The 24564-nt window shown below is 61.2% G+C and carries 19 protein-coding genes and 3 pseudogenes; 8 read left to right on the top strand and 14 right to left on the bottom strand.

The window, feature by feature from the left end; all coding sequences use genetic code 11:
* Positions 1 to 140 precede the first annotated feature (140 nt).
* The 12 genes and pseudogenes from pyc to H2O14_RS14085 all read right to left on the bottom strand — a co-directional run bounded on the left by pyc (position 141) and on the right by H2O14_RS14085 (position 13635).
* Positions 141 to 3599: a pyruvate carboxylase gene (pyc, locus tag H2O14_RS14030; RefSeq protein ID WP_182828142.1), complete on the bottom strand. Its 3459-nt coding sequence runs from the start codon at positions 3597 to 3599 to the stop codon at positions 141 to 143.
* A 214-nt stretch (positions 3600 to 3813) separates the two neighbouring features.
* Positions 3814 to 4557 (bottom strand): LuxR family transcriptional regulator, encoded by a 744-nt coding sequence (locus H2O14_RS14035; protein WP_182828143.1) that lies wholly within the window; start codon positions 4555 to 4557, stop codon positions 3814 to 3816.
* A gap of 213 nt (positions 4558 to 4770) precedes the next feature.
* A complete protein-coding gene (gene purU, locus H2O14_RS14040; RefSeq protein WP_182828144.1) occupies positions 4771 to 5655 on the bottom strand; it encodes a formyltetrahydrofolate deformylase in 885 nt (294 codons plus the stop codon).
* Positions 5656 to 5860: 205 nt separating this feature from the next.
* Positions 5861 to 7169, bottom strand: a pseudogene (gene glnT, locus H2O14_RS14045) (type III glutamate--ammonia ligase).
* Between the two features lie 95 nt (positions 7170 to 7264).
* Positions 7265 to 7726, bottom strand: a complete 462-nt coding sequence (locus tag H2O14_RS14050; protein WP_182828145.1) for an OsmC family protein — start codon at positions 7724 to 7726, stop codon at positions 7265 to 7267.
* 1 nt (position 7727) lies between these two features.
* Positions 7728 to 9056 carry an FMN-binding glutamate synthase family protein gene (locus H2O14_RS14055; RefSeq protein WP_182828146.1) on the bottom strand — a complete coding sequence of 443 codons (1329 nt, stop codon included), beginning with the start codon at positions 9054 to 9056 and terminating at the stop codon, positions 7728 to 7730.
* Between the two features lie 14 nt (positions 9057 to 9070).
* Positions 9071 to 9757, bottom strand: coding sequence for a GXGXG domain-containing protein (locus tag H2O14_RS14060; protein ID WP_182828147.1), 687 nt, complete (start codon positions 9755 to 9757; stop codon positions 9071 to 9073).
* Between the two features lie 37 nt (positions 9758 to 9794).
* Entirely contained in the window at positions 9795 to 10700 is a 906-nt protein-coding gene (locus H2O14_RS14065) for a class II glutamine amidotransferase (protein WP_182828148.1), read from the bottom strand.
* Positions 10701 to 10775: 75 nt separating this feature from the next.
* The gene (locus tag H2O14_RS14070) at positions 10776 to 11438 is read right to left on the bottom strand and encodes an XRE family transcriptional regulator (protein ID WP_182828149.1); all 663 of its coding nucleotides are present in this window, start codon (positions 11436 to 11438) and stop codon (positions 10776 to 10778) included.
* A 73-nt stretch (positions 11439 to 11511) separates the two neighbouring features.
* Complete coding sequence (locus H2O14_RS14075) at positions 11512 to 12405, bottom strand: GlxA family transcriptional regulator (RefSeq protein WP_182829380.1); 894 nt, start codon at positions 12403 to 12405, stop codon at positions 11512 to 11514.
* Between the two features lie 77 nt (positions 12406 to 12482).
* Positions 12483 to 12938, bottom strand: coding sequence for a cyclic nucleotide-binding domain-containing protein (locus tag H2O14_RS14080; RefSeq protein ID WP_182828150.1), 456 nt, complete (start codon positions 12936 to 12938; stop codon positions 12483 to 12485).
* A gap of 13 nt (positions 12939 to 12951) precedes the next feature.
* The gene (locus H2O14_RS14085; protein ID WP_182828151.1) at positions 12952 to 13635 is read right to left on the bottom strand and encodes a response regulator transcription factor; all 684 of its coding nucleotides are present in this window, start codon (positions 13633 to 13635) and stop codon (positions 12952 to 12954) included.
* 149 nt (positions 13636 to 13784) lie between these two features.
* Between H2O14_RS14085 and H2O14_RS14090 the strand changes: the two are divergent.
* Positions 13785 to 14314 (top strand): annotated as a pseudogene (locus H2O14_RS14090) (L,D-transpeptidase).
* Between the two features lie 14 nt (positions 14315 to 14328).
* Here H2O14_RS14090 and H2O14_RS14095 read toward each other — a convergent pair.
* Positions 14329 to 14901: a SixA phosphatase family protein gene (locus H2O14_RS14095; protein ID WP_182828152.1), complete on the bottom strand. Its 573-nt coding sequence runs from the start codon at positions 14899 to 14901 to the stop codon at positions 14329 to 14331.
* Positions 14902 to 15046: 145 nt separating this feature from the next.
* On the opposite strand from H2O14_RS14095, the pseudogene H2O14_RS14100 reads away from it, so the two are divergent.
* The 7 genes and pseudogenes from H2O14_RS14100 (at position 15047) to H2O14_RS14130 (ending at position 23816) form a co-directional block, all read left to right on the top strand.
* Positions 15047 to 15876: pseudogene (locus H2O14_RS14100) on the top strand (aldo/keto reductase).
* A gap of 443 nt (positions 15877 to 16319) precedes the next feature.
* The gene (locus H2O14_RS28495; protein ID WP_182828153.1) at positions 16320 to 16841 is read left to right on the top strand and encodes a calcium-binding protein; all 522 of its coding nucleotides are present in this window, start codon (positions 16320 to 16322) and stop codon (positions 16839 to 16841) included.
* A 115-nt stretch (positions 16842 to 16956) separates the two neighbouring features.
* On the top strand, positions 16957 to 19239 hold the full coding sequence (locus H2O14_RS14110; RefSeq protein ID WP_182828154.1) for a rhamnan synthesis F family protein: 2283 nt from the start codon (positions 16957 to 16959) through the stop codon (positions 19237 to 19239).
* Positions 19229 to 20482 carry a hypothetical protein gene (locus H2O14_RS14115; protein WP_182828155.1) on the top strand — a complete coding sequence of 418 codons (1254 nt, stop codon included), beginning with the start codon at positions 19229 to 19231 and terminating at the stop codon, positions 20480 to 20482. Before H2O14_RS14110 ends, H2O14_RS14115 begins: the two co-directional genes overlap by 11 nt.
* Positions 20483 to 20668: 186 nt before the next feature.
* Positions 20669 to 21811, top strand: coding sequence for an ABC transporter transmembrane domain-containing protein (locus H2O14_RS14120; RefSeq protein WP_182828156.1), 1143 nt, complete (start codon positions 20669 to 20671; stop codon positions 21809 to 21811).
* Positions 21796 to 22422, top strand: a complete 627-nt coding sequence (locus H2O14_RS14125; protein WP_246697392.1) for an ATP-binding cassette domain-containing protein — start codon at positions 21796 to 21798, stop codon at positions 22420 to 22422. Before H2O14_RS14120 ends, H2O14_RS14125 begins: the two co-directional genes overlap by 16 nt.
* A complete protein-coding gene (locus H2O14_RS14130; protein ID WP_182828157.1) occupies positions 22422 to 23816 on the top strand; it encodes an HlyD family type I secretion periplasmic adaptor subunit in 1395 nt (464 codons plus the stop codon). The genes H2O14_RS14125 and H2O14_RS14130 overlap by 1 nt, the downstream gene beginning before the upstream one ends.
* On the opposite strand, the gene H2O14_RS14135 is transcribed toward H2O14_RS14130, so the two are convergent.
* Positions 23791 to 24564 (bottom strand): hypothetical protein, encoded by a 774-nt coding sequence (locus tag H2O14_RS14135; RefSeq protein WP_182828158.1) that lies wholly within the window; start codon positions 24562 to 24564, stop codon positions 23791 to 23793. The two genes, H2O14_RS14130 and H2O14_RS14135, sit on opposite strands and share 26 nt — an antisense overlap.

Below are 24564 nucleotides of genomic sequence, written 5' to 3' on the forward strand. Positions count from 1 at the left end.
AGCCTTAATTCGTTTTAAATCGACTCAAATTTTACGCGATAATCCGAACCCTTTTCAGATTCGACGTAAAGAATTCGTTATGGCTCGACCATCAGATCGCCAGGACGGGGCGACGCGCGCCCCGTCCGGGCTTGTTTCGCTCAGCCGAAGACGATCAGCAGGTCCTTGGCGTCGATCTGGTCGCCGGCGCGCACCAGCACTTCGGCGACCACGCCGTCCTTTTCGGCGTGGAGCGCCGTTTCCATCTTCATCGCTTCGATCGACAGGAGCACGTCGCCCGCCTTGACCGTCTGGCCGGAGGAAACCGCGACCGCCGAGACGACGCCGGGCATCGGCGCGCCGAGTTGAGCGGCGTTGCCGGCTTCCGCCTTGCGGCGAACCGCGCCATTGGCTGCGCCTTGGGCGCGGTTGGGCACCTTGATGCGGCGCGGCTGGCCGTTGAGTTCGAAGAAGACGGTGACCAGACCCTTCTGGTTGGTTTCCCCGATCGCCTGGTTGAGCACGACCAGCGTCTTGCCCTGTTCGATGTCGGCGAACAGTTCCTCGCCCGGCGGCAGGCCGTAGAAATAGGCCGGCGTCGGCAGCACCGAAACAGGACCATATTGCTCGGCGGCGATGGCGAAATCGGTGAACACCTTCGGATACATGAGGTAGGAGGCGAATTCGAAGTCGCTGACCTTGCGTTCGAGCTTGGTCTCGATATCGGCGCGCTCCTTGTCGAGGTCGGCGTCCGCCAAGAGCGAGCCAGGACGGGCGGTATAGGGCTTCTCGCCCTTCAAAGCCTTTTTCTGCAGCGTCTCGGGCCAACCGCCGGGCGGCTGGCCGAGATCGCCCTTGAGCATGGAGACGACCGATTCCGGGAAGGAGATTTCCCTGGTGGGATCAACCACGTCTTCGACAGCGAGATCCTGGCTGACCATCATCAGCGCCATGTCGCCGACCACCTTGGAAGACGGCGTCACCTTGACGATGTCGCCGAACATCTGGTTGGCGTCGGCATAGGCCTGGGCGACCTTGTGCCACCTCGTCTCGAGACCCAGGGAACGGGCCTGCTCCTTGAGATTGGTGAACTGGCCGCCCGGCATTTCGTGCAGATAGACTTCGGAGGCCGGTCCCTTGAGGTCGCTTTCGAAGGCTGCGTATTGGGTGCGCACGGCCTCCCAGTAGAAAGAGATGCGGCGGATCCAGGCGGGATCGAGGCCGGGATCGCGTTCGGTGCCCGAGAGCGCCTCGACGATCGAGCCCAGGCAGGGCTGCGAGGTGTTGCCGGAAAAGGCGTCCATGGCGGCGTCCACCGCATCGACGCCGGCTTCCACCGCCGCCAGCACGGTCGCGGCCGAGATGCCCGACGTGTCATGGGTGTGGAAATGGATCGGCAGAGACGTCGCCTGCTTGAGTTCCCGGAACAGCACGCGGGCTGCGGCCGGCTTCAACAGGCCCGCCATGTCCTTGACGGCGATAATATGCGCACCCGCCTTTTCCAGCTGCTTGGCGAGATCGACATAGTATTTGAGATCATATTTCGGACGGGCCGAATTCAGGATGTCGCCGGTGTAGCAGATCACCGCTTCGCAGAGCTTGTTCTCTTCGATCACGGCGTCCATGGAGACGCGCATATTCTCCACCCAGTTCAGGCAGTCGAACACGCGGAAGAGGTCGATGCCGCCCTTTGCCGCCTGGCGGACGAAGTATTTCACGACATTGTCGGGATAGTTCTTGTAGCCGACGCCGTTGGCGCCGCGCAGCAGCATCTGCAGCAGGAAGTTCGGGGCGTTCTGGCGGATCAGCGACAGGCGCTCCCAGGGATCTTCGGTCAGGAAGCGCATGGCGACGTCGAAGGTCGCCCCGCCCCAGCATTCCAGCGAAAAGAGGTTCGGCAGCGCCTTGGAATAGGTGCCGGCGATAGCCGCGATGTCATAGGTGCGCATGCGGGTGGCGAGCAGCGACTGGTGGCCGTCGCGCATGGTGGTGTCGGTCATCAGCACGCGCTTTTGCGCCACCATCCAGTCGGCGAATTTCTTCGGGCCGAGTTCGTCGAGCAGCTGCTTCGTGCCCGGCTGCTGCGGCAGGTCGCAGAAGGGGATGACGGGCGCCGCTGCGTCCTTGGGCGGTTTGGCGCGGCCCTTGACTTCGGGATGGCCGTTCACCGTCACGTCGGCGATATAGGTCAGAAGCTTGGTGGCGCGGTCCTGGCGCTTGACCTGCTGGAAAAGCTCCGGCGTCGTGTCGATGAAGCGCGTCGTATAGCTGTTGCTCTGGAAGGCGGGGTGGCTGATGATCGCTTCCAGGAAGGTCAGATTGGTGGCTACGCCGCGGATGCGGAATTCGCGCAGGGCGCGATGCATGCGCTGGATCGCTTCGGTCGGGGTCGGCGCCCAGGCCGTCACCTTTTCGAGCAGCGGATCGTAATAGCGGGTGATGAAGGCGCCGGAATAGGCGGTGCCGCCGTCGAGACGAATGCCGAAGCCGGTCGCGCCGCGATAGGCGGTGATGCGGCCGTAATCGGGAATGAAGTTCTGTTCCGGATCCTCGGTGGTGATGCGGCATTGCAGGGCGTGGCCGTTGAGGTGGATGTCCTCCTGGGCCGGCACGCCCGATTCCGGCGTGCCGATCGTGAAGCCGTCGAGAATGTGGATCTGCGCTTTCACGATATCGATGCCGGTCACCTGTTCGGTGACGGTATGCTCGACCTGAATGCGCGGATTGACTTCGATGAAGTAGAATTTGCCGGTGTCGGAATCCATCAGATATTCGACGGTGCCCGCCCCGATATAGTTGGTGGCCTCGGCGATCCGCAGCGAATAGGAGGCGAGTTCCTGGCGCTGGGCGTCCGAGAGATAGGGCGCGGGCGCGCGCTCGACGACTTTCTGGTTGCGGCGCTGGATCGAGCAATCGCGCTCGAAGAGATGCACGACATTGCCATGCGTGTCGCCCAGCACCTGGCTTTCGACATGGCGGGCGCGCTCGACCAGCTTTTCGAGGTAGACTTCGTCCTTGCCGAAGGCGGCTTTGGCCTCGCGCTTGCCTTCGGTGACTTCGCGCAGCAGATCCTTGGGGTCGCGGATGGCGCGCATGCCGCGGCCGCCACCGCCCCAGGAGGCCTTGAGCATGACGGGATAGCCGATCTCTTCGGCCAACCGCTTGATCGCCTCGGGATCGTCGGGAAGCGGATCGGTGGCGGGAACCACCGGCACGCCGATGGAAATCGCGAGATTGCGGGCCGCGACCTTGTTGCCGAGTTGGCGCATGGTTTCGGGCTTGGGGCCGATGAAGGTGATGCCGGCTTCGGCGCAGGCCTCGGCGAATTCCGGGCTCTCCGACAGCAGGCCGTAGCCCGGATGGATGGCGTCCGCGCCCGACAGTTTGGCGACGCGGATGACTTCGTCGATCGACAGATAGCTCTCGATGGGACCGAGGTCGCGTTCCAGATGAGGGCCCCGGCCGACCTGGTAGGATTCGTCGGCCTTGAAGCGGTGCAGCGCCAGCTTGTCTTCTTCGGCCCAGATCGCGACAGTTTTCAATCCCAGTTCATTGGCGGCGCGGAAGATGCGAATCGCGATCTCTGACCGATTGGCGACGAGAATTTTCTTGATAGACAAGGCCGAAGTCCCTCCTGACACGGATGTGGTGCACGCCCATGATATCTCCGCCGCGCCGGTCGACCTGTTCAATCAGCGCCGCCGGTTTCCCCTACCGGCGAAGAATTTTGTGCGGAACGGCAGAAAATTATTGCGTGCGCGAACAGACGCTAGCGCGTCGCACACGGAATTTCAATTTGAATTGTTTCATCGATCAGAAACAATTTAAATCGATTCAGGTGATCAGCCCCTGCCTGAACGCCAGCGCCACGGCATGGTTTCTGTTGCGCGCCTTGAGCTTGGCCTGCAGGCTTGCGACATACCAGTCGACCGTGTTGGACGATACGTTGAGGATGGCGCCGATCTCGGGCGAGGTTCTGCCTTCGGCGAGATTGTTGAGCGTCTGGATCTCGCGATGCGTCATGGTGATCTCCGCCGTCGGCTGGACCGCCGTCGCAGGCGCCTCTCCCATGAATTCCAGATAGCGGATATAGGCGTTGCGGAAGGCGGTCTCCAACAGCGCCACTTCGGCGGGAGACAGTTCGACGTCCTCGGGGCCGCCGATCGTGGTCGCGCCGATCAGCCCGGCGCGCGAGAAGACTGGGAAGATGTATCCCGATGTCAGGCCATGCGCCTTGCCGTCGGCCATCATGGCCTTCATCCGGCGGTAATGCGGATTGTCTCGATAGGCTTCCACGGCGTCGCGCCAGGAAAAGCTGCGGTTGGCGCGCAGCAGGAAACGGATCGTCGGATCCATGACGATATATTTCTTGGCGACGTATCGTTTCACCCATTCGGGCGGCCAATTTGCGGCGACGATCAGTTCGGCGGCGTTTTCAATCGGCTTCGGCTGATGAAAGACGCAGTAATATTTGAACCCGTAAACGCCTAGAATACGTTCGATTTCTGCTGATAATCTCTCCGAAGAGGGGACTTCGGACGTGGTTACCAGAAAATGCATGATCTCTGTGAATCGCAAGACTTGCTCCATGCGGATTCGTTCTGCTTTAAAGATTTCTAATAGACAATCGAATTGAGAAAATCACACTTTTCCTTCGCAAGGAACAGTTACTTGTCGCATTGTGCTGGAATTCGTATTTTCCACATGGCGGCCGCAGCCGTCTATACTCAAACAATCGGCCGCAGACGGTGTCCGTCTGCGGCCGGATGATTAGGCGCTGGCCGCTGGGCGTCAACCCATGCGCTCGGAGGCGTAGGAGCCCGGGCTCGCCGGGAAGACGATGGTCCGGTTGCCGTTCAGGAACACGCGGTGGTGGATATGGGCGTGGATCGCGCGGGCCAGAACCTGGCTTTCCACGTCGCGGCCGATCGACACATAGTCGGAGGCCGACTGCGCATGGGTGATGCGGGCGACGTCCTGCTCGATGATCGGACCTTCGTCGAGGTCGGCGGTCACGTAATGGGCCGTCGCGCCGATCAGCTTGACGCCGCGCTCGAAGGCCTGCTTGTACGGGTTGGCGCCCTTGAAGCTCGGCAGGAAGGAGTGGTGGATGTTGATGATCCGGCCGGACATCTTCTTGCAGATATCGTCCGACAGCACCTGCATATAGCGGGCGAGCACGATCAGTTCGGCGCCGGACTGTTCGACGATTTCCATCAGGCGCGCCTCGGCCTGCGGCTTGTTGGCCTTGGTGACGTTGACGTGATGGAAGGGAATGTCGTGGTTGACGACGACTTTCTGGTATTCGAAGTGGTTGGACACCACGCCGACGATCTCGATCGGCAGCGCGCCGATCTTCCAGCGATAGAGCAGGTCGTTCAGGCAGTGGCCGAAGCGCGACACCATCAACAGCACCTTCATCTTGGCGTCGCCGTCATGGAATTCCGACACCATGGCGAATTTCTTCTTCACCGGCTCGAAGCCTTCGACGATTTCCTCGATCGCCACGCCTTCTTGGCTGGTGAAGGTCAGCCGCATGAAGAACATGCCGGTGTCGAGATCGTCGAACTGCGAGGAGTCGACGATGTAGCAGCCCTTGTCGGCCAGAAAGCCGGTGATGGCCGCAACGATGCCTCTGGTCGAAACACAGGATACGGTCAGGACATAGTTCTTCATGTGAGGCCTTTCGAACGCCTGTTTGACAAAATTCCACCCGGCGGGCCGGCGAGGCCCGCATTAACTTCCCCTGGCGTCTATGACAAGGCCGCCCCCGGTCCGGACGCCTTCCGCCGGTGTTTGGCGGGCGCGTCGGTTCGGAGGCAGCATAGGGCATTTCCCGTGTCGCTATTTGCTGTTTGCGACAGCTCCTTGATGCCGCCCGTCAAATATCGAGCGTGGTCGCCCTTTCCCATTCGGTGAACTGGGAGCAGTAGCTGTTCCACTCCTGATGCTTGAGCTTGAGATAGGCCGAGGAGAAGGCCTCGCCCATGGCGGCTTTCAGGCCTTCGTCCCGGTCATATTCGCGCAGCGCGTCGAGCAGATTGAGCGGCAGGCGCGGCGCATCGGTGATCTTGTGGCCGTCCCTGTACATGTCGATGTCGTGATGCGGACCGGGATCGGCGTCGCTCGCGAGCCCGCTCAGCCCGGCGGCGATGATGATCGCCTGCAGGAGATAGGGGTTGACCGCGCCGTCGGGCAGCCGAAGCTCAAACCGGCCGGGGCCGGGCACGCGCACCATATGGGTGCGGTTGTTGCCGGTCCAGGTCACCGTGTTGGGCGCCCAGGTCGCGCCGGATATGGTGCGCGGCGCGTTGATGCGCTTGTAGGAATTGACGGTCGGATTGGTGATGGCGGCGAGCGCCGAGGCGTGCTTCATGATGCCGCCGAGGAAGGTCTTGCCCCCTTTGCGACAGACCGAAGGGCATGGCCTTGTCGGCGAAGGCGTTGACTTTGCCGTCGAGATCCCAGACCGAGATATGGCAATGGCAGCCGTTTCCAGTCAGGCCCTTGAACGGCTTGGGCATGAAAGTGGCGCGAAGGCCATGCTTTTCCGCCACCGACTTGACCATGAACTTGAAAAAGGAATGCTTGTCGGCGGTCTGCAGCGCATCGTCATATTCCCAGTTCATCTCGAACTGGCCATTGGCGTCCTCATGGTCGTTCTGGTACGGCTTCCAGCCGAGCTCCAGCATGTAATCGCAGATTTCGGCGATCACGTCATAGCGGCGCAGCAGCGCCTGTTGATCGTAGCAGGGCTTTTCGGCCGTGTCGGCGGCGTCCGAAATGGTCGAACCGTCGGGTGTGATCAGGAAGAATTCGGCCTCGACGCCGGTCTTGACGCGCAGGCCTTTCTCGGCCGCCTCGGCGATGCGCTTCTTCAGCACCACGCGCGGCGCCTGTTCGACCAGTTCGTCCTCCATGATGCAGTCGGCGGCGACCCAGGCGACGTCCGTCTTCCATGGCAGTTGGATGACCGAGGACGGATCTGGCTTGGCGAAGAGATCGGGATGGGCGGGCGTCATGTCGAGCCAGGTGGCGAAACCGGCAAAGCCCGCGCCTTCCTCCTGCATGCCCTTGATGGCGGCAGTCGGGACCAGCTTGGCGCGCTGGGCGCCGAACAGGTCGGTATAGCTGACCATGAAATATTTGACGCCGCGCTCCTTGGCCCAGCTTTCAAGATCCAGTGTCATTTCAATTCCCCTCGATGGCGGGGCTCTACGGCCCCTGAACATGTGACATTCGCAAAGCCCGGACGCGCTGTCGGCGTTTGTTTCCGGGCTCTCGCTCAGACGGCGGGTTCGCAGCGGATCTCGGTGCGAACCGAATTGGCGATGAAGCACTCCTCATGCGCGAGATGGTGGAGATCATCGATGACGGACTTTTCCGGCGCATCGCCCTCCCAAGCGATGCGGGGCCGGAGCGTCACCCGGCTGACCCAGAAACGGCCCGAGGCGTTCTTTTCCATGACGCCTTCGGCCTGATCTTCGTAACTGTTGACCACCAGTCCCCGCTTTGCCGCGAGGTAGAGGAAGGTCATCATGTGGCAGGACGAGAGGCTGGCGACGAAGGCCTCCTCCGGATCGACCCCCGACGGGTCGGAATAGCGCGGCACGACATGCGGCGATGACGAGGCCCTCAGAACCACGCCGCCGTCGAACGCCCAGGAATGGCCGCGGCTGAAGCGACTGTCCGAAAACACCTCGCCTTCCGCGCGCTCCCAGAGGATCGTGGCGGTGTAGCTCGCCATGTCAGAAGCCTCCCTTGCCCGGATACCAGCTGGTGCCGGCCAGCGGCACCTGCGCCATGGCGGCGGCTTCCATCGTCAGCGCGCAGAGATCTTCGGGCTCGAGATTGTGCAGCTTGTTCTTGCCACAGGCCCGCGCGATGGTCTGGGCTTCCAGCGTCATCACTTTCAGATAGTTGGCGAGACGCCGGCCGGCCGCGACAGGGTCGAGACGAGCGGCGAGTTCCGGATCCTGCGTGGTGATGCCGGCCGGGTCCTTGCCTTCATGCCAGTCGTCATAGGCGCCTGCGGTGGAGCCGAGTTGTCTGTATTCCTCTTCCCATTTCGGGTCGTTGTCGCCGATCGCGACCAGCGCCGCGGTGCCGATGGCCACTGCATCGGCGCCCAGCGCCAAGGCTTTGGCGACATCGGCGCCCGACCGGATGCCGCCCGAAATCACCAGCTGCACCTTGCGATGCATGCCGAGATCCTGCAGCGCCTGCACGGCCGGACGGATGCAGGCGAGCGTCGGCATGCCGACATTCTCGATGAACACGTCCTGAGTGGCGGCCGTGCCGCCCTGCATGCCGTCGAGCACCACGACGTCAGCCCCGGCCTTCACCGCCAGCGCGGTGTCGTAATAGGGACGCGCGCCGCCGACTTTCACATAGATCGGCTTTTCCCAATCGGTGATTTCGCGCAGTTCGAGGATCTTGATCTCGAGATCGTCGGGACCGGTCCAGTCGGGATGGCGGCAGGCCGAGCGCTGGTCGATGCCCTTGGGCAGGTTGCGCATATTGGCGACGCGGTCGGAGATCTTCTGTCCGAGCAGCATGCCGCCGCCGCCGGGTTTGGCGCCCTGGCCGACCACCACTTCGATGGCGTCGGCGCGGCGCAGATCCCGTGGGTTCATGCCGTAACGCGACGGCAGATACTGGTAGACGAGCTTTTCGGAATGGCCGCGCTCTTCGTCGGTCATGCCGCCGTCGCCCGTCGTCGTCGAGGTGCCGGCGATGGTCGCGCCGCGCCCCAGCGCTTCCTTGGCGTTGCCCGAGAGCGCGCCGAAGCTCATGCCGGCGATGGTGATCGGCGTTTTCAGATGGATCGGCTTCTTGGCGAAGCGGGTTCCCAGCACCACGGACGTGTCGCATTTCTCGCGATAGCCTTCGAGCGGATAGCGCGAGATCGAGGCGCCGAGAAACAAGAGGTCGTCGAAATGCGGAACCTTGCGTTTGGCGCCGGCGCCACGGATGTCATAAATGCCGGTCGCTGCGGCGCGACGGATTTCCGCGAGCGTGTAGTCGTCGAAGGTCGCGGATTTGCGGGGCGGGGTATAGGGATTGTGATAGGACATGATTTCCCCTTGCCTCAGTAAGCGTCGGCATTGTCGATGTTGAAATTGTAGAGTTTGCGCGCCGAGCCGTAGCGCTTGAACTCTTCGGGCTTGACGCCGGTGACGCCGCCCTTTTCGAGAAGCTCGGCGAGCTTTTCGAGATGTTCGGGCCGCATCTCCTTTTCGATGCAGTCGGCGCCGAGGCTTTTGACCGAGCCGCGCACGAACAGCTTGGCTTCATAGAGCGAATCGCCGAGCGCTTCGCCGGCGTCGCCGCAGACCACGAGATGACCCGACTGGCCCATGAAGGCCGACATATGGCCGATGGAGCCGTGGACGACGATGTCGATGCCCTTCATCGAGATGCCGCAGCGCGAGGCGGCGTTGCCCTTGATGACGAGCAGGCCGCCGCGGCCGGTGGCTCCGGCATACTGGCTGGCGTCGCCTTCGATGACGACCGCGCCGCTCATCATGTTTTCGGCGACGCCGGGGCCGGCCGAGCCATGCACGGTGACGGTCCCGCCGTCATTCATGCCGGCGCAGTAATAGCCGACCGAGCCCTTGACCTCGACGGTGACGGGGCTGTCGATGCCGACGGCGACGGCGTGGTGGCCGCGCGGATTGATCACTTCGAAATTGGTGTCGTTGGCGCCGGCGGCGAGGCCGTGCAGCGCCTTGTTGAGATCGCGCAGCGGCGTTTGCGACAGATCGAATACTGGCATGGATTTCTAACTTTCCTGTCTTGAAGCGCGGACGGGCTCAGGCCGCCTTGTCGTGATCCCAGAAATAGACGGTGGCCGGCTCGGGCTCCCAGACGCGGGCGTTCTCGATGCCCGGCAGATTGACGAGCGCGCGGTATTCCGAGCCGAAGGCGACATACCGGTCGGTCTCGGCCATCACGGCGGGCTTGCAGGCGATGGGATCGCGCACCACGCCGAAGCCGGACTTGGTGCCGACCACGAAAGTGAAGAAGCCGTCGAGATCGTCGAGCGCGCCGGTCAGCGCCTCGCCGAGATCCTTGCCCTTGGCCATTTCGGCGGTGAGATAGGCGGCGGCGACTTCGGAATCGTTCTGTGTTTCGAAACGCATGCCTTCGCGGATCAGTTCGCGGCGGAGATTGTTGTGGTTCGAGAGCGAGCCGTTATGCACCAGGCACTGGTCCGGCCCGGTCGAGAAGGGATGGGCGCCGAGCGTGGTCACCGCGCTTTCGGTCGCCATGCGGGTATGGCCGATGCCATGCGTGCCCTTCATGGCGCGGACGCCGAAGCGGGCGACGACATCCTTGGGCAGGCCGACTTCCTTGTAGATCTCGACGCTTTCGCCCGACCCCATCAGCCGGATGTCCGGACGGATCTCGGCGAGAATCTCGCGCATGCGCGGCAAGTCGGCCTGATCCACCTCGATAACTGCATGCGTGCTCTTGCGTTCGACGGAAGCGCCGACGCCAGCTTTGGCGAGATCGGCGTCGAGGCCCGCGAAATCCGTCTCCGGCGATGCCGATTGCACCGTGATTTTCGCCTTGCCGCCTTCCGCGCCGCCATAGATCGCGATGCCGGCCGAATCGGGGCCGCGATCGGTCATGGTGATCAGCATGTCCGAGAGCAGCGCGCCGAGTTCGGGCTCCAGGCTTTTGTCTTTGATGAAGAGGCCAACAATGCCGCACATGGGTTTATTCTCCAGTTCCTACGCCTGGACAAATATCACCCACATGAAATTAGTTCAACTGTTATGAAAGATATTTTACCGGCGTCCGCGCGCTTTTTCCGGGTAGGAGATGATTGACAGATAACGCGCCGGCAGTTTCACGAGAACCTCGGGTCCATGTGGCGCATCGGCGTCGAAAAACAGGCTGTCGCCGGGAGTCATCGGATAGAGTTTGTCGCCGTGGCGGTAGTGGACTTCGCCTTCAAGCATATAGAGAAATTCGAGCCCCTCATGCTGAAAGGTCGGGAAGACGTCGGAATCGGTGGTGAGCGTGATCAGATAGGGCTCGACCACGACGCCGGACGTGTTGTTGCCGATATGGCCGAGCAGATTGTACTGGTGGCCGGCGCGCGTTCCGCGTCGCTCCAACTCCACGCCTTCGCCCGCCTTGACGAACATCGCATTGCGACTTTCCTCGAAGCGCCGGAAGAATGCGGTGACCGGAACGCCCAGCGCTTGAGCCAGGGATTGCAGCGTGGTCAGCGACGGCGACGTGTTGCCGTTCTCGATCTTGGAGAGCATGCCGAGCGAGATCCCGGTGGCGCTGGCGAGATCCGAGCCGGTGATGCCGAGCTTCTTGCGCAGTGTGCGGACTTCATGGCCGATGGCCCGCTCCAGATTGTTTTCCCGCGCATCCTCGCGCACGGCATGCGGGTTTTGGAACGGCAGGCCGTCATGGCCAGCTTCGACTGTCGTCATTCTCTGCGCTTTCCGAATTTCCTGATGGGAAAAATCTTAACAGGAATACGCCGCCACAGGAAAGAGGTTTTGGTTATTTTCGCATGTTGCTCGGGCTCTCGCCATAGAGCCTTCGGAAGGCGCGCGAGAATTGCGAGGCGCCGGAAAAGCCGCAGGCCAGCGCGATCTCGGAGATCTTCATGGGGCTTTGCCGGAGCAGCGACCGGCCGTGCTCCAGTCGGATGCGCAGATATTCTTGCTGAAAGCTGGCGTTGAGATGGGCGGCGAACAGCCGGTCGAGATGGCGTTCGGATACGCCGGCGAGCGCTGCGAACTCCGCCCGGCTCGCCGGCTCTTCAATCGAGGTTTCCATTCGCTCGAGCACGGCGATCAGCCCCGCATGGCGTATGCCGTAGCGCGCCGTCACCGACGACCGTTGCGGGCTGGTGGGCGGATCGACATGCCGATGCAGGAACCAGTCGCTGACCGCCCGCGCAAAATCCGGACCGTGTCGATCCTCGATCAGCGAATGCATGAGGTCGAGCGGGGCGACGCCGCCGCCGCAGGTGATCCGGTCGCGATCGATCACGAAGCGCACCCGCTCCGGCACCAGGTTGGGCCAGCGCTCGATCAACGCGGCGGCATACTCCCAATGCACGGTGAAACGACGTCCGGCCAAGAGGCCCGCCGCCGCGAGCAGAAGCGGGCCGCCTGAAATGCCGCCCAGCGCCAGACCCGACCGGGCCATCCGTCTGAAGAACGCCGTCAGCTGCGCATTGGCGAGATAACGGGCCGGATCGCCGCCGGCCACCACGAGAAGCATGTCGAGTTCACTCGCCTCGCGCGGCAGCGGCTCGACCGGGGCAAGCACGCCCACGGAGGATTCCGCCATGTCGGTTTCCGCGCCGAAAAAGCGCAACTCGAACAATATTTTGCCGGCTAAGAGATTGGCGGCGCGCAGCGGTTCCACCGCCGAGGCGAAGGACATCAGAGCGTAACCCGGCAGCAACAGAAAGCCGACCCGGTAGGGCTCGGCGCTCTTGTTGCCGTGGGCGCCGCGCGCCGTCACGTGAGCCTCGACGACAGGGCCTCCAGATCGGCGGCGAGCTTCGTGAAGTTCTCGCGCAGGCGTTGCTGCAGCGATACCGCCACCTCCGGATATTCTTCCAGCATGCGGTGAAACAGCGCCCGGGAGATACGGATCACTTCGCTGGCTTCGGCCGCGACGGCGGAGAACTGCCGCTCGACCTCGGCGACCATGGCGATTTCGGTCAGCATCGAGCCGGGTCCGGCTTCGCCGGTCTTGTGCTCGCCGCGCGAGGGCGAATAGCGCACGAGGTCGATACGCCCCGCCGTCACCACATAGGCGCCGTCGGCGGCCTCGCCCTGGCGAAACAGGATGCGGCCCGGCTCTATGCGGCGGCGCTCGGCGCCGAAGGCCAGAAGGCGCAGATGGTCCTCGCTCAGATCCCGGAAGATCGAGAGACGCTGAAACAGCGCGATATCGTCCTTGAGCGCCAAAGCCTGTCCTGCCTTACGGAATGATCTTGTAGCCGCCGTTCTCGGTCACGAGAATTTCGGCGTTGGAGGGGTCACGCTCGATCTTCTGGCGCAGGCGGTAGACATGCGTTTCCAGCGTATGGGTGGTGACGCCGGAATTGTAGCCCCAGACCTCTTCCAGCAATTCGTCGCGGCTGACCGATTTCTGCCCGGCGCGGAAGAGATAGCGAATGATCGCCGCTTCCTTCTCCGTCAGCCGGATCTTCTTGCCGTCCTGGTCGGTCAGCAGCTTCTGCGCCGGCTTGAACAGGTAGGGGCCGACATTGAAAGTCGCGTCCTCGCTCTGTTCGTACTGTCTCAGCTGGGCGCGGATGCGGGCGAGCAATACGGCGAAGCGGAAGGGCTTGGTGACATAGTCGTTGGCGCCGGCTTCCAGTCCCAGGATCGTGTCGGCGTCGGTGTCGTGACCGGTCAGCATGATGATCGGGCTCTTGAAGCCGTTCTTGCGCAGCAGCTTCACCGCCTCGCGGCCATCCATGTCGGGCAGGCCGACATCCATGATCAGGAGGTCTATCTGTTCGGAACGGGCTGTCTGGATGCCCTTGGTCGCGCTTGCTTCTTCGACGACGCGGAATTCCTCGTAGAGCGACAATTGTTCGACGAGCGCTTCGCGCAGGTCCTGGTCGTCATCCACGAGAAGAAGATTGCGGGCGTTCATGGCGTCGTTCTCTCATTTGCAACGAGTCAATCGATTGGTATGTCAGAATACGCAGCGAGGGCAAGGCCAGGGCGATTCCACCCCTTCCTAGCTTCTGAAAAAACATCACCTGCAACACAATTCTCTGAAAATAGCGTCCGGAGGCGATGATGCCAGCAAAACCGCTCCCCGAGATCATCGTGCGTCCCGCTCCCGGCGATCGGCGGCGCGCCATCGTCCAGGCGGGCTCTCTGACCTTTCGCGCCGCGCTCGGCCGCTCGGGTCGGTCGAGCCGCAAGCGCGAAGGCGATGGCGCGACGCCGATCGCCGCGATGCGGATCCTCTACGGCTTCTATCGTCGCGATCATGGCGCCCCTCCGCGCTCCCTGCTGAAGCTCATCCCCATCCGGCGCTGGATGCTGTGGTGCGATGCGCCGGGGGACGCCAATTACAACCGCCCGGTCCGGATCCCTTTCGGCAAGAGCCATGAGGCGCTGACGCGCGACGACAGTCTCTATGACATCTGCCTCGTGCTCGACTGGAATATGAGCGAGCGGAAGCAGGGCGCGGGCTCCGCGATCTTTTTCATCTCGCTCGTCCCGGCTACACGCCCACCGAAGGCTGCGTGGCGATCGACAGGCGCGACATGGAGCGGCTTCTGCAGCTGATCGGACCGGAGACGGTGTTGCGCGTGCTTTGACCGGGGTCGAGCGGTCAGCTTTTCTTCGCCAGGGATTTCGGCGTCACGAAAGCCTTGAGGCGGCCCTTGCCCGGCTGGATCGCCGACCAGTCCGCGCCGTCGAAATCGAACACCGCCAACCCCGCGGTCGGATATTTCTCCGCCAGGCGTTCGGCATGCTCGCCCTCGCGCGACGCCATGAGACGACGGGCGAGATCTTCGAGCCCGGGATTATGGCCGATGATCATCAGGCTCCGGATGGAAGCATCCGTCTCACGGATCACCGCCAACAACGTGTCCGCGCTCGCTTCATAGATCCTCTCGTCGGTCCGTGCGCCCGCAACGCCCGGCAGCAGTTTTCGCACCAGCGACCAGGTGTCCTCCGTGCGCCGCGCCGGAGAGACGAGGATGCGGTCCGGCGCCAATCGACGCTTGGCGAGATAGGCGCCGATCAGGGGCGCGGCCCGGCGGCCGCGATCGGCCAGGGGTCTGGCGCTATCCTCGACGCCATCGGGCCAAGCGGATTTCGCGTGGCGCAGAAGAATCAGGCGCTTTTCCGGGCGACCCGCACGAGCGAGCGGCGATGTTTCAGCGGGAACCTCGGTCATGGGTCGATCGTTTGTCGCTGCCACTGGTTGGTTTGCCGGAAATAAAGCCTATATCGTGACGCGCGGCAAGGCGGGCGCGCTCGCGCCGCCGAGATCCGCTTTCCCGGCGGCGGACAGGTCCGGCGCATGAGGCAAGGAGAACGAGATGACGCACAATCCCCTTATGACATTGAATGACGGCGCGAAGATCCCGCAGATCGGGCTCGGCGTCTGGCAGACGCCGAACGACGGCGCGGCGGACGCGGTGCGCACCGCCATCGAGGCCGGCTATCGTCATGTCGATACCGCGGCGATCTATGAAAACGAACAGGGCGTCGGCGACGGCATACGCCAATCCGGTCTGCCGCGCAGCGAGCTCTTCCTCACCACCAAGCTCTGGAACGACCGGCAGGGCTATGACAGCGCGCTCCGCGCCTTCGACGAAAGCCTGAAGCGGCTGAAGACCGATTATGTCGATCTCTATCTGATCCACTGGCCGTCGCCGCATCGCGGTCAATATGTCGAGGCCTGGAGGGCGCTGGCGCGCCTGAAGGAAGAGGGCCGGGCGCGCTCGATCGGCGTTTCCAATTTCGCAGCCGAACATCTCGACCGCATCATCGCCGAAACCGGCGTCACCCCGTGCTCAACCAGATCGAGTTGCATCCGGATTTCCAGCAGAAGGCGTTGCGCGAAAAACACGCCTCACTCGGCGTCGCGACCGAATCCTGGAGCCCGCTCGGCCAGGGCGCACTGCTGGATCATCCCGTCATCGCCGCGATCGCCGAAAAGCACGGCCGCAGCGCCGCCCAGGTAATCATCCGCTGGCACATCCAGTCCGGGCTGATCGTTATCCCTAAATCCGTCACGCCGAGCCGAATCGCTGAAAACATTCAGGTCTTCGATTTTGTCCTCGATGATTCGGACGTGGCGAAACTCCTCGATCTGGATTCGCCGGCGGCGCGAATCGGTCCCGATCCGATCACTGCGACGTTTTGACGAATTTTAGCCTGAGAGCAGCCGGGCAGGCCCGTCGAAAGGCGGCGTCTGCCCGCGTCTTTCCGGAATTCGGAAACTTTGCGAGACGTCGCCTTACGCCTTCGCCTCGTGTTGGCCGGGTGTCAAAGCTCGGGGCGAGACGCCGTTTCCGGGAATGAGCCACGCTCGGTTTTGTGCGGTGCATAAGAAAAATTGGCTGTTGTTGCAGACGCACAACAGTGCGCCAATTGACCGGTCTCTTCTTCAGTGTGTTCAAGTTCATTGCTGAATCTACTTGCTTTTCTATGCTTCAGGTAGACGCTTCGCAAATAGTAGGGGCGCGGATTGGGAAAGCATTAATTTTCAGTTTCAAAGATCCTATGATTTTTGCATTTGCATTTTAGGGATACCTATGCAACTTTCGGCCTGCGTAAACGGCGCTCAAGCAGGAAAAGGGGGCAACGATGGCCACACTTAAGGGTAACAACAAAGACAACAAGCTGAACGGCACCAACAAAGACGACAAGATCTGGGGTAAAGGCGGCAAGGACATCATCAAGGGCAAGGCCGGCGATGACAAGCTGTACGGCGACTCCGGCAATGACCAACTGTCCGGCGAAGGCGGCGATGACCGGCTGTTCGGCGGTTCCGGCAATGACAAGCTGTTCGGCGGCGACGGCAATGACGTCCTCGTTGGCGGCTCGGGCAACGACACCCTCAACGGCGGCGCAGGCAAGGACGATTTCGTCTTCGGCAAGAAGGGCGGCAACGACACGATCACCAAGTTCGAACTTGGCAAGGACGTGATCCAGATCGCCAAGGGCGTGGCTGGAATCAAGAAGGTCGGCGACATCCTCAAGCTCGCCAAGGAAACCAAGGGCGGCGACGTCGTGATCAACCTCGGCAAGGATGGCAAGATCACCATCAAGGACACCGACCTTAAGAAGCTCAAGGACAATCCGGACAAGTTTTTCGACGTCGTCTGAGAACGCCGTCAATTCTCGTCTTGTAAAAGGGGCTCTGCCCCCTTTTTTATTGTGACGGTATTTTATAAATTTCCGTCGGCTTGTGCCCAAGGAAAGCGGAGGCGAGTGAATCAGCATGGCGGGTGAAGACCAAGGCGACGATCTCGCAGCGCAGACCGGGAACGCATTCCTGGACGCCCGCGCCCAGTCGCGCAGATATCTCTTTCTGTCGTCTTCGGAGATTTCCGCCCTCTTTCAAGGCGGCTTCATCGATCCCGCCTTTTTTCGCCGCCGTTACAATCTCGCGCTCTCGGATGATGCTGTGCTTGACCATTTCAAATGGCGTTCGTCCAGCGATGGTCGTTCCTATTCCGCCAAGATGAATGTTCGGGCCTATCTGGACGCCTATCCGGAGGTGGAAGAGAGCGGAATGTCGCCTATCCTGCATTACCTCCGCGAGGGTCAAGCGAAGGGATTCGGCATCGTCGCCCATCCGGAAGCCGAAAAGCCCGGTCCAATGACTCTGCGTGTCAATAAAAAAGGCCTGAAGCGCCTGATTTCATCAGGGCACATCAACTCGAACTACTATCGAACCCGGTACGGCGCCGGCATTTCCGACGATGAAGTCGTCTCGCATTTTCTCAACCGGTCCGCCTATGACGGCCGCTCATATTCGGCGAAATTCGATTCGATCGGATATCTGCGCTCACACCCGGACGTGATCGCCGCCGAGCATTCGCCGCTCTGGCACTATGCGTCAAAGGGCCAGGATGAGGAGCGCGGGATTGCCGACGCCTGGCGCGAGTTTTCCTGGATTCCGGACGACATCGAATATGCCGAGCCTGACGATGCCGCGCAATCGGACGCTTCCCCGCATATCGCCATCCATCTGCACATCTTCTACCGCGATTACCTCAAGCGGTTCTTCGACCTCTTGAGCAATGTCCGCTTCGAATTCGATCTGTTGATCTCGACGCCGTTCGAGGACATCGAAGAGTCCAGTCGTCTCTTCTATGACCTGCCGAATGTTCGTCTCGTCGAATGCCGTGTCGGAGAAAATCGTGGTCGGAATTTCGGGCCGATGCTGGTCGATTTTCGAGAAGACTTGCAAGAATACGATTACGTTCTTCACCTGCATTCGAAAAAATCGCTCTATGCTGGCGGCGAACAGGCGGGTTGGGCAAGTTATGCGCATACGTTCCTGCTGGGCGATCATCACGTCGTCTATCGTCATCTTCAACTCATGCAGAACGATCCCTCCATCGGTCTGCTGGCCCTGACGCCGTTCCACAAGCTCCCGCACTGGGCAAATCATACGCTGAAGAACAGCCAATCGGTTCGAGATCTCTCCGCGCGCCTGGGATTTGAGCCCGAATTCGGCTTTCACAGCTATCCTATGGGAGGTATGTTCTGGATGCGTCCGTCTGCGCTGAAGTCTTTGCTGGACTATCCCTGGAGTTATTCCGATTTTCCTGCGGAACACGGCCAGACCGATGGTGCGCCGCAGCATGCGTTGGAGCGATGCGTCGGCTCGATCTGCCGATCGTCGGGTTCGAACCTGCTCTATTACGAGCCGTGGTCGAACCGCTACGGGCTCGATCGTTACGACGAACTGGCGATTTACAAGAAGGAAAACAAGGCGAACCTCATTCGCCTCGCCTCCCACGCCGATGTCGTTTCGAGCGACGTCTTCGACACGATCGTCTATCGGCGCAGCATGGATGTCGAAGTCGGCAAGCGCGCGGTCGGTCGACGTCTCGTCGATCTCGGGCTGATCGGCAGCGTCGACGATTTTGTTTCCCTCCGCAACAGCACCGAACTGGAGCTCCGCCTGGAGCAGAATTTCGTCGGCGACGTCGGACTGGAGCAGATTTATCATCGGCTCGTCGCTGTTCTGGGCGTCGGCAGTCCAGACCCGGCGGAGCTCTCTGAGTCCGAATTCGAGGCTGATCTGGCCGACCAAAAGCCTCGCCTCTCCATCGTCGACGCCCTCAACACGATCGGCCGGCGCACGAGGCTCATCTTTACCAGCGATTCCTATTACACCCGGGAACAAATCGGGCGCCTGATCACGAAAGCAGGCATTCATGCGGCGCACGAGGTCTTCGTGTCGTCGGCTTTGCAAGCGCGAAAGGACACCGGTCGCATATGGGGTCATGTCGCGCGCGCGATGAATGTCGAGTCGAACCAGATCCTGCACCTCGGCGACAATCTCGTCTCAGATGTCCAGATCGCGACCGACCACGGTGTGGGAACCTATGCCGTCCTGCATCCGCTCGACAAGTTTCGCGCTTGCACCAACCGCCGGATCGACCTCGAGCAGATGAGCGGAGCCTTGAGGGCGCATTGGCTGAGGATCGCCGAAGCCGTCGGCTGCGATCCATTTTATGACCACGAGGTTCCGATCCATGTTGACTGACGACGGCTTGCAAGATCTCGAAAATTACTTCGTTTTTTCTCTGGCACCTCTCCTCAACGCTTATTTCGCGGCCTTGGCGACCGAGGCGTCTTCCCTCGCGGACGAGACAAGCGATCAACCGACCATCTTCTTCATCTCTCGGGAAGGTCAGTTTCTGTCTCGCGCCTTCACTGCTTTCTGCGAGGCGCGCGGCCTGTCCCTGCGGTCACGGCCGTTGATCGCGTCTCGGACGCTGTTGATGAAAATGGTCTTTTCGGATGCGATCGGCGAGTTGTCGGCAGGTCTCAGCTATCATGGCTCGGTATCGGGATTTTTCAGCGATCGACTATCGATCACGTCCGGACAATTGGAGCGGATCGGCGTCTCCCCGGCCATCGCTGCCGGGCAGTTGTCGCTTCCCGCCGATGCCGACTGGTTGGCGCATATTCTGGCGAACCATGCTCCGGGCCTCGGTGATTTCCTCAAGGGCCGCCGCGAGGCCTATACCGCTTATCTCAAAGAATCGGGCTACTTTGACGGACCTGGATTGATCGCGGATGTCGGCTATAGCGGCACGATCCAAAAGCTTCTTCACCGGCTCACCGGCCGGAACTGCGCCGGTTTCTACTGTATCGGTTCCGACGCGCTGACGTCGCCGCAGTCGAATTTCGATGGACGCAGGAAAGCCCTGTTCGAGCGGCAAGGGCGATTCGGCGACGGCAATCCCTTTCTCGACAGCACGCTGATCTTCGAAGTGCTGATGTCCGCCGACTATGGCCAGGTCGACGACATCACACCGACCGCCACGGCGCCGGGATACCGCTTCGAATTCGGGGCGAAGAGCAGATCGCAGCATCTCTTTCCCCTGCTGGCGCTTGGACAAGAGGCCGTTTGTCGTGAACTGGGCGCCTGCGGAGATATCTCGCTCGATGACCTTCTCTCGGACGACTTCAAGGAGAACGTCCGTGTCCTGTTGCTGACTCTGCTGACCAATCGTCAGTTGGCCCCGGTGATGATCCAGCAAATCGCAGAGGTCGACGATCGCATGGGCGGCGAAGGCTTCATCAATCCCTGGACATTGCTGCCGCCGCTCCGGAAAAAAGTAGAAACGGGATCGTTGAGGCTTAATTTTATCGCTTTTATGAAGACAGAGACGGGATCGGAAGTATGTTCTTGCGAACGAACAAGCTTTTATCGTCGCAAGTCGCCGTCTGCGCAACGCTTTGACGAATATGCTCACATAGACGGAACTTTTGTGGTATGAACTTTGCGGTTGCCCGTCGCACATCGTGGTTTGGGGCAGCTTCGCGATCGATGAGAGGCCCTGTTCTAGGGCTGTTGGGAATTCCGATGGCGCGCCTGCGGGCCGGCATCGGTTGAATGGCAGAAAGAACGTCAGGACTTCGATGATGCGGCCTTCGTCGAACCTGCACAGGGTTTTGAGGCGTTTATGAAGAGTTTGAATCCGAAGACCGACGCTGCGTCGATGTTTCACTATGTCCGAAGCAATATGTTGCGCGGATTTCTCTATGCGGCCTTCGTCAGTTTCTTCATCAACTTCACGATGCTGATCGGTCCGCTGTTCATGATGCAGGTGTATGAACGCGTCATCCCGTCACGCAGCTACGAAACGCTTTATGGCCTCATCGTCATCGGCGTGTTCGGCGTGATTCTGTTCGGCGTCCTCGACTTCATCCGAAGCTGGACCTACGCCGTCATGGCGGATGTCTTCGCGCGTCGCCTCAATCTTCCCGCCCTGCAGGCCGGGGTTCTCCGATCCATTCAGGGCGGCGCCGGAGAGGGCGGCGCGGTCATCAAGGACATCGCCGAATTACGCGCCTTCATACAGGGCGGCGCGATCTCTGCGCCGATCGATGCGTTCTGGTCGATCGTTTTTCTGATCGCGCTCTACTTTCTTCATCCCGTCTATCTTGCGGTCGCCATCATCTATATTCTGGTGATGCTGTTTCTCAATTTCATCACCGACCGGGTGACGCGTCAGGCTATTCAGGACGCAAGCAAGGCGCAGCAACGACATCTTCAGGACGTGGCGAATTCACTTCGCCATGCCGAAGTCATCGAAGCGATGGGTATGTTGCCTGCGCTGGTGCGGACCTGGCGTCGATCGCAGGAAGAAATGCTCGACATGGGACATGTCTCGAGTGTTCGCAACCGGATCGTCGTCGCCATCACCAAGAGCCTGCAGAAGAGCTTGACCATGATCGTGGTCGCCACCGGCGCCTTTCTCACGCTCGCCAACGCCGTCGGCCACTCGGTGCTGTTCCCTGCGATGATCATGACGTCGCAGGCCGTCAGCCCGTTCGTCAACATGATCGAATCCTGGCGTTCCTGGGTGAACGCCTTCGATTCCTGGGGTCGCATCCGCTTGCTGATCGAAGGTTATGAGAACGAGCGGCAGACCATGCCGGCGCCGGCAGGCGACGGCGATCTCGATATCGACAACCTCGTCTATATGCCGGATGGGCGGGACACGCCCGTTCTGCGCGGAATCTCTTTTTCGATAGCCCCGGGCGAAGTTCTGGCATCGTCGGTCCGTCGGGCGCGGGCAAATCCACCTTGGCCCGCTGCTTGACCGGGATCATCAAACCCAGCATGGGCGGCGTCTATCTCGATGGTCACTCCACCTATCTCTGGGAGCGCGGCTCCTTCGGTCGAGCGATCGGTTATCTGCCGCAAAACCTTTCTCTTCTCGACGGGACCGTGCGCCAGACGATCGCGCGGATGCGCGACAGCGACCCAAGAGACGTGATTCGCGCGGCGCAGCTCGCCGGCATTCACGAACTGATCGGTCGGCTCCCGTTCGGCTATGACACGCCCGTGGCCGAGACAGGCCATCTGATGTCGGGCGGACAGATGCAGCGGCTCGCCTTGGCCCGCGCCCTCTATGGCGACCCAAAACTCATTATTCTCGACGAGCCGAATTCGAACCTCGATTCCGTCGGCGAGCAGGCTCTGATCCGCGCCATTCAAACCTGCAAGGCCCGGGGCGCAATCGTTGTCATCATTGCGCATCGGCCTTCGGTCATGGCGGCCACCGACAAGATGGTCGTGATCGAAAACGGCGCGGTGACGCAGTTTGGCCCGCGCACGGAAGTCATCGCCATGATCACGCCGGATGCGCGCTCGCGGGCGGAATCGCGTCGCCGCGAGATCAGCAATTCGAACATGCCGGGAGAAGCCTGATGTCGTCAGCCTCCATCACCATCGATAAGACGGAATATCGTGTGCTCGGCCATCAACCCGCCTCCAATCTCAGCGATTGGGACGATGTGGTGCTGGAAGAATCCGTCAAGAAATCTTCGCTGCGGGGCCCTATCGTTTATGGCGGGCTGACGCTGCTGATCGCAATCGGAGGATTTTTTGGCTGGGCCAGCTATGCCGAGATGGCGCAAGCATCCGCCGCCTCCGGCAAGATCATCGTCGAGGGCAAGACGAAGACGATCACCCATCTCGAAGGCGGCACGCTGCAGTCCCTCGTGGTGAATGATGGCCAACATGTGCGCCAGGGCGACCTTCTGGTCAGGCTCGACGTCACGAGAAGCGTCGCCCAACTCGTTCGCCTCAAGCAGGATCTGGTCGTCCAGACCATCAAGCTGCAGCGTCTGTTGAGCGAGAAGGACGAAAAGAACGATTTCGTCTTTTCCGCTGCGCTGCCGGCCGGCGTGGAGCGAACGGTCATCGACCAGATGATCAGCGTCGAACAGAAGCTGTTCAAGGAACGGCGCGATCAGTTCCTCAATCAGTTGGCCACCGACAGATCGATGGTTCAGCAGCTTCAGAGTCAGCGCGTCGCTCTATTGGCCCGCAAGGAAGCGCTGGCGAAGCAGCTGGATTTCGTCACCGCTGATTTCAAGGCGCTGGAGAAGCTGCAAAAGAACCAGTTGGCGACCCGCACCAACGCCAATGAGAAACAGTACCAGATGCTGGATCTCAAGACGCGGCTTTCGGACAACGACTTCGATCTCGCCGACAATGTGCAGCGCGAAATGCAGGCTGAACTCGGCCTCTCGAATCGCCGCATGGAGTATTTCAAGATCATTTCCGAGCAGATCCAGGAAGCGCAGGCCGAGATCGCTCGTATCCGCCAGGAAATTGTCTCGGCGGAAGACGTCGTCGCAAAAGCGGAGATCCGTTCGCCCCAAGACGGCATCGTCGCCAATATCAAGGTCAGAACGCCGGGCTCCGCGGTCCCTGGCGGTCAGCCGATCCTCGATGTCGTTCCTGACGATCAGCTGATGCTGGTCGAAGGGCGGGCGCGAGCCTCCGACATCGATTCGCTGCGGGTCGGGGCCAAGACCGAAATCCGGCTGTCGGCGTTCGGGGCAGCCGAGACGCATCCTCTGGTGGGACGTATCACGTATATCGCGCCGGACAGTATCGTCGACGAGAAAACCAGCGAGACCGTCTATGTGGTGCAAGCGGTCATCGACAAGGAATCGATGGCGAAGCAACCTAACCTGTTTCTCTATCCCGGCATGAACGCGGACATGTACATCGTCAACGGGACGAGAACCGCGATCGCCTATCTCACCGGTCCACTGATGCGCGGTTTCAACAAGGCTTTCCGTGAGCAATAAGGCCTCCGCCGACCCCGGGACCAATGCGCCTGCCGAGGTGATGCGCATCGGGGAGCGTGTCCTGCTCTTCCCGAGCGCAGGTGCTTTGACACCCGTGCTGGAAACACTGTCCGAACGCCTTCTCGAGCTCAGGGCAGGAGCTTGCGCGTTCACCGCCGCAGTTCTTCGCTCGCCGCTGCAAGACGATCACGGATCCGCTATCCGCCTCTGTGCCGATTTTCGAAAATTTTCCGCGTTGATCGGTCTCGCCGACCATGAAACGGCGAGCCTGTTGAGATCCGTTTTCGGATTTGCCGGACCAATGCTGCAGCTCGACCGCGACCCATGCTTCAAGGCGCTCTTCGAAGGCCTTCTCGCCGGTGAATTGCGGAAAGCCACGCTCGCCCTCGATGTCTTCGGCGAGCAGGATTACGGGATCGTGTCTTTGCCGGGGCGGCTTGACGTTGAAGACGGAGCTCTCCTGATTGCCGTCGATGACGGCTTGGAAATTCTGCGGCTCGGCGCGCCGGAACGACGTTTGTCCGCGCCACAGTCCGACAAGCGCATCGCCGCCATTCAACGACGCCGGTCTTTTGCGGAAGGCCGCTACTTGTTGATCGGGTCGAGGGAACTGTTCGACGCCACGGTCAAGACACAAGTTTATCCGGATTTTCCAGCGCAGACGGAGCCTTGGCCGAACGGCGATCTCGATAAACTCGCTTTGCTCCAGGCTGCGGACGAGACTCTTGCCGGCGAGATCGATCTTCAT

The sequence above is a fragment of the Rhizobium sp. G21 genome (assembly GCF_014158035.1).
Lineage (GTDB): Bacteria > Pseudomonadota > Alphaproteobacteria > Rhizobiales > Rhizobiaceae > Rhizobium_E.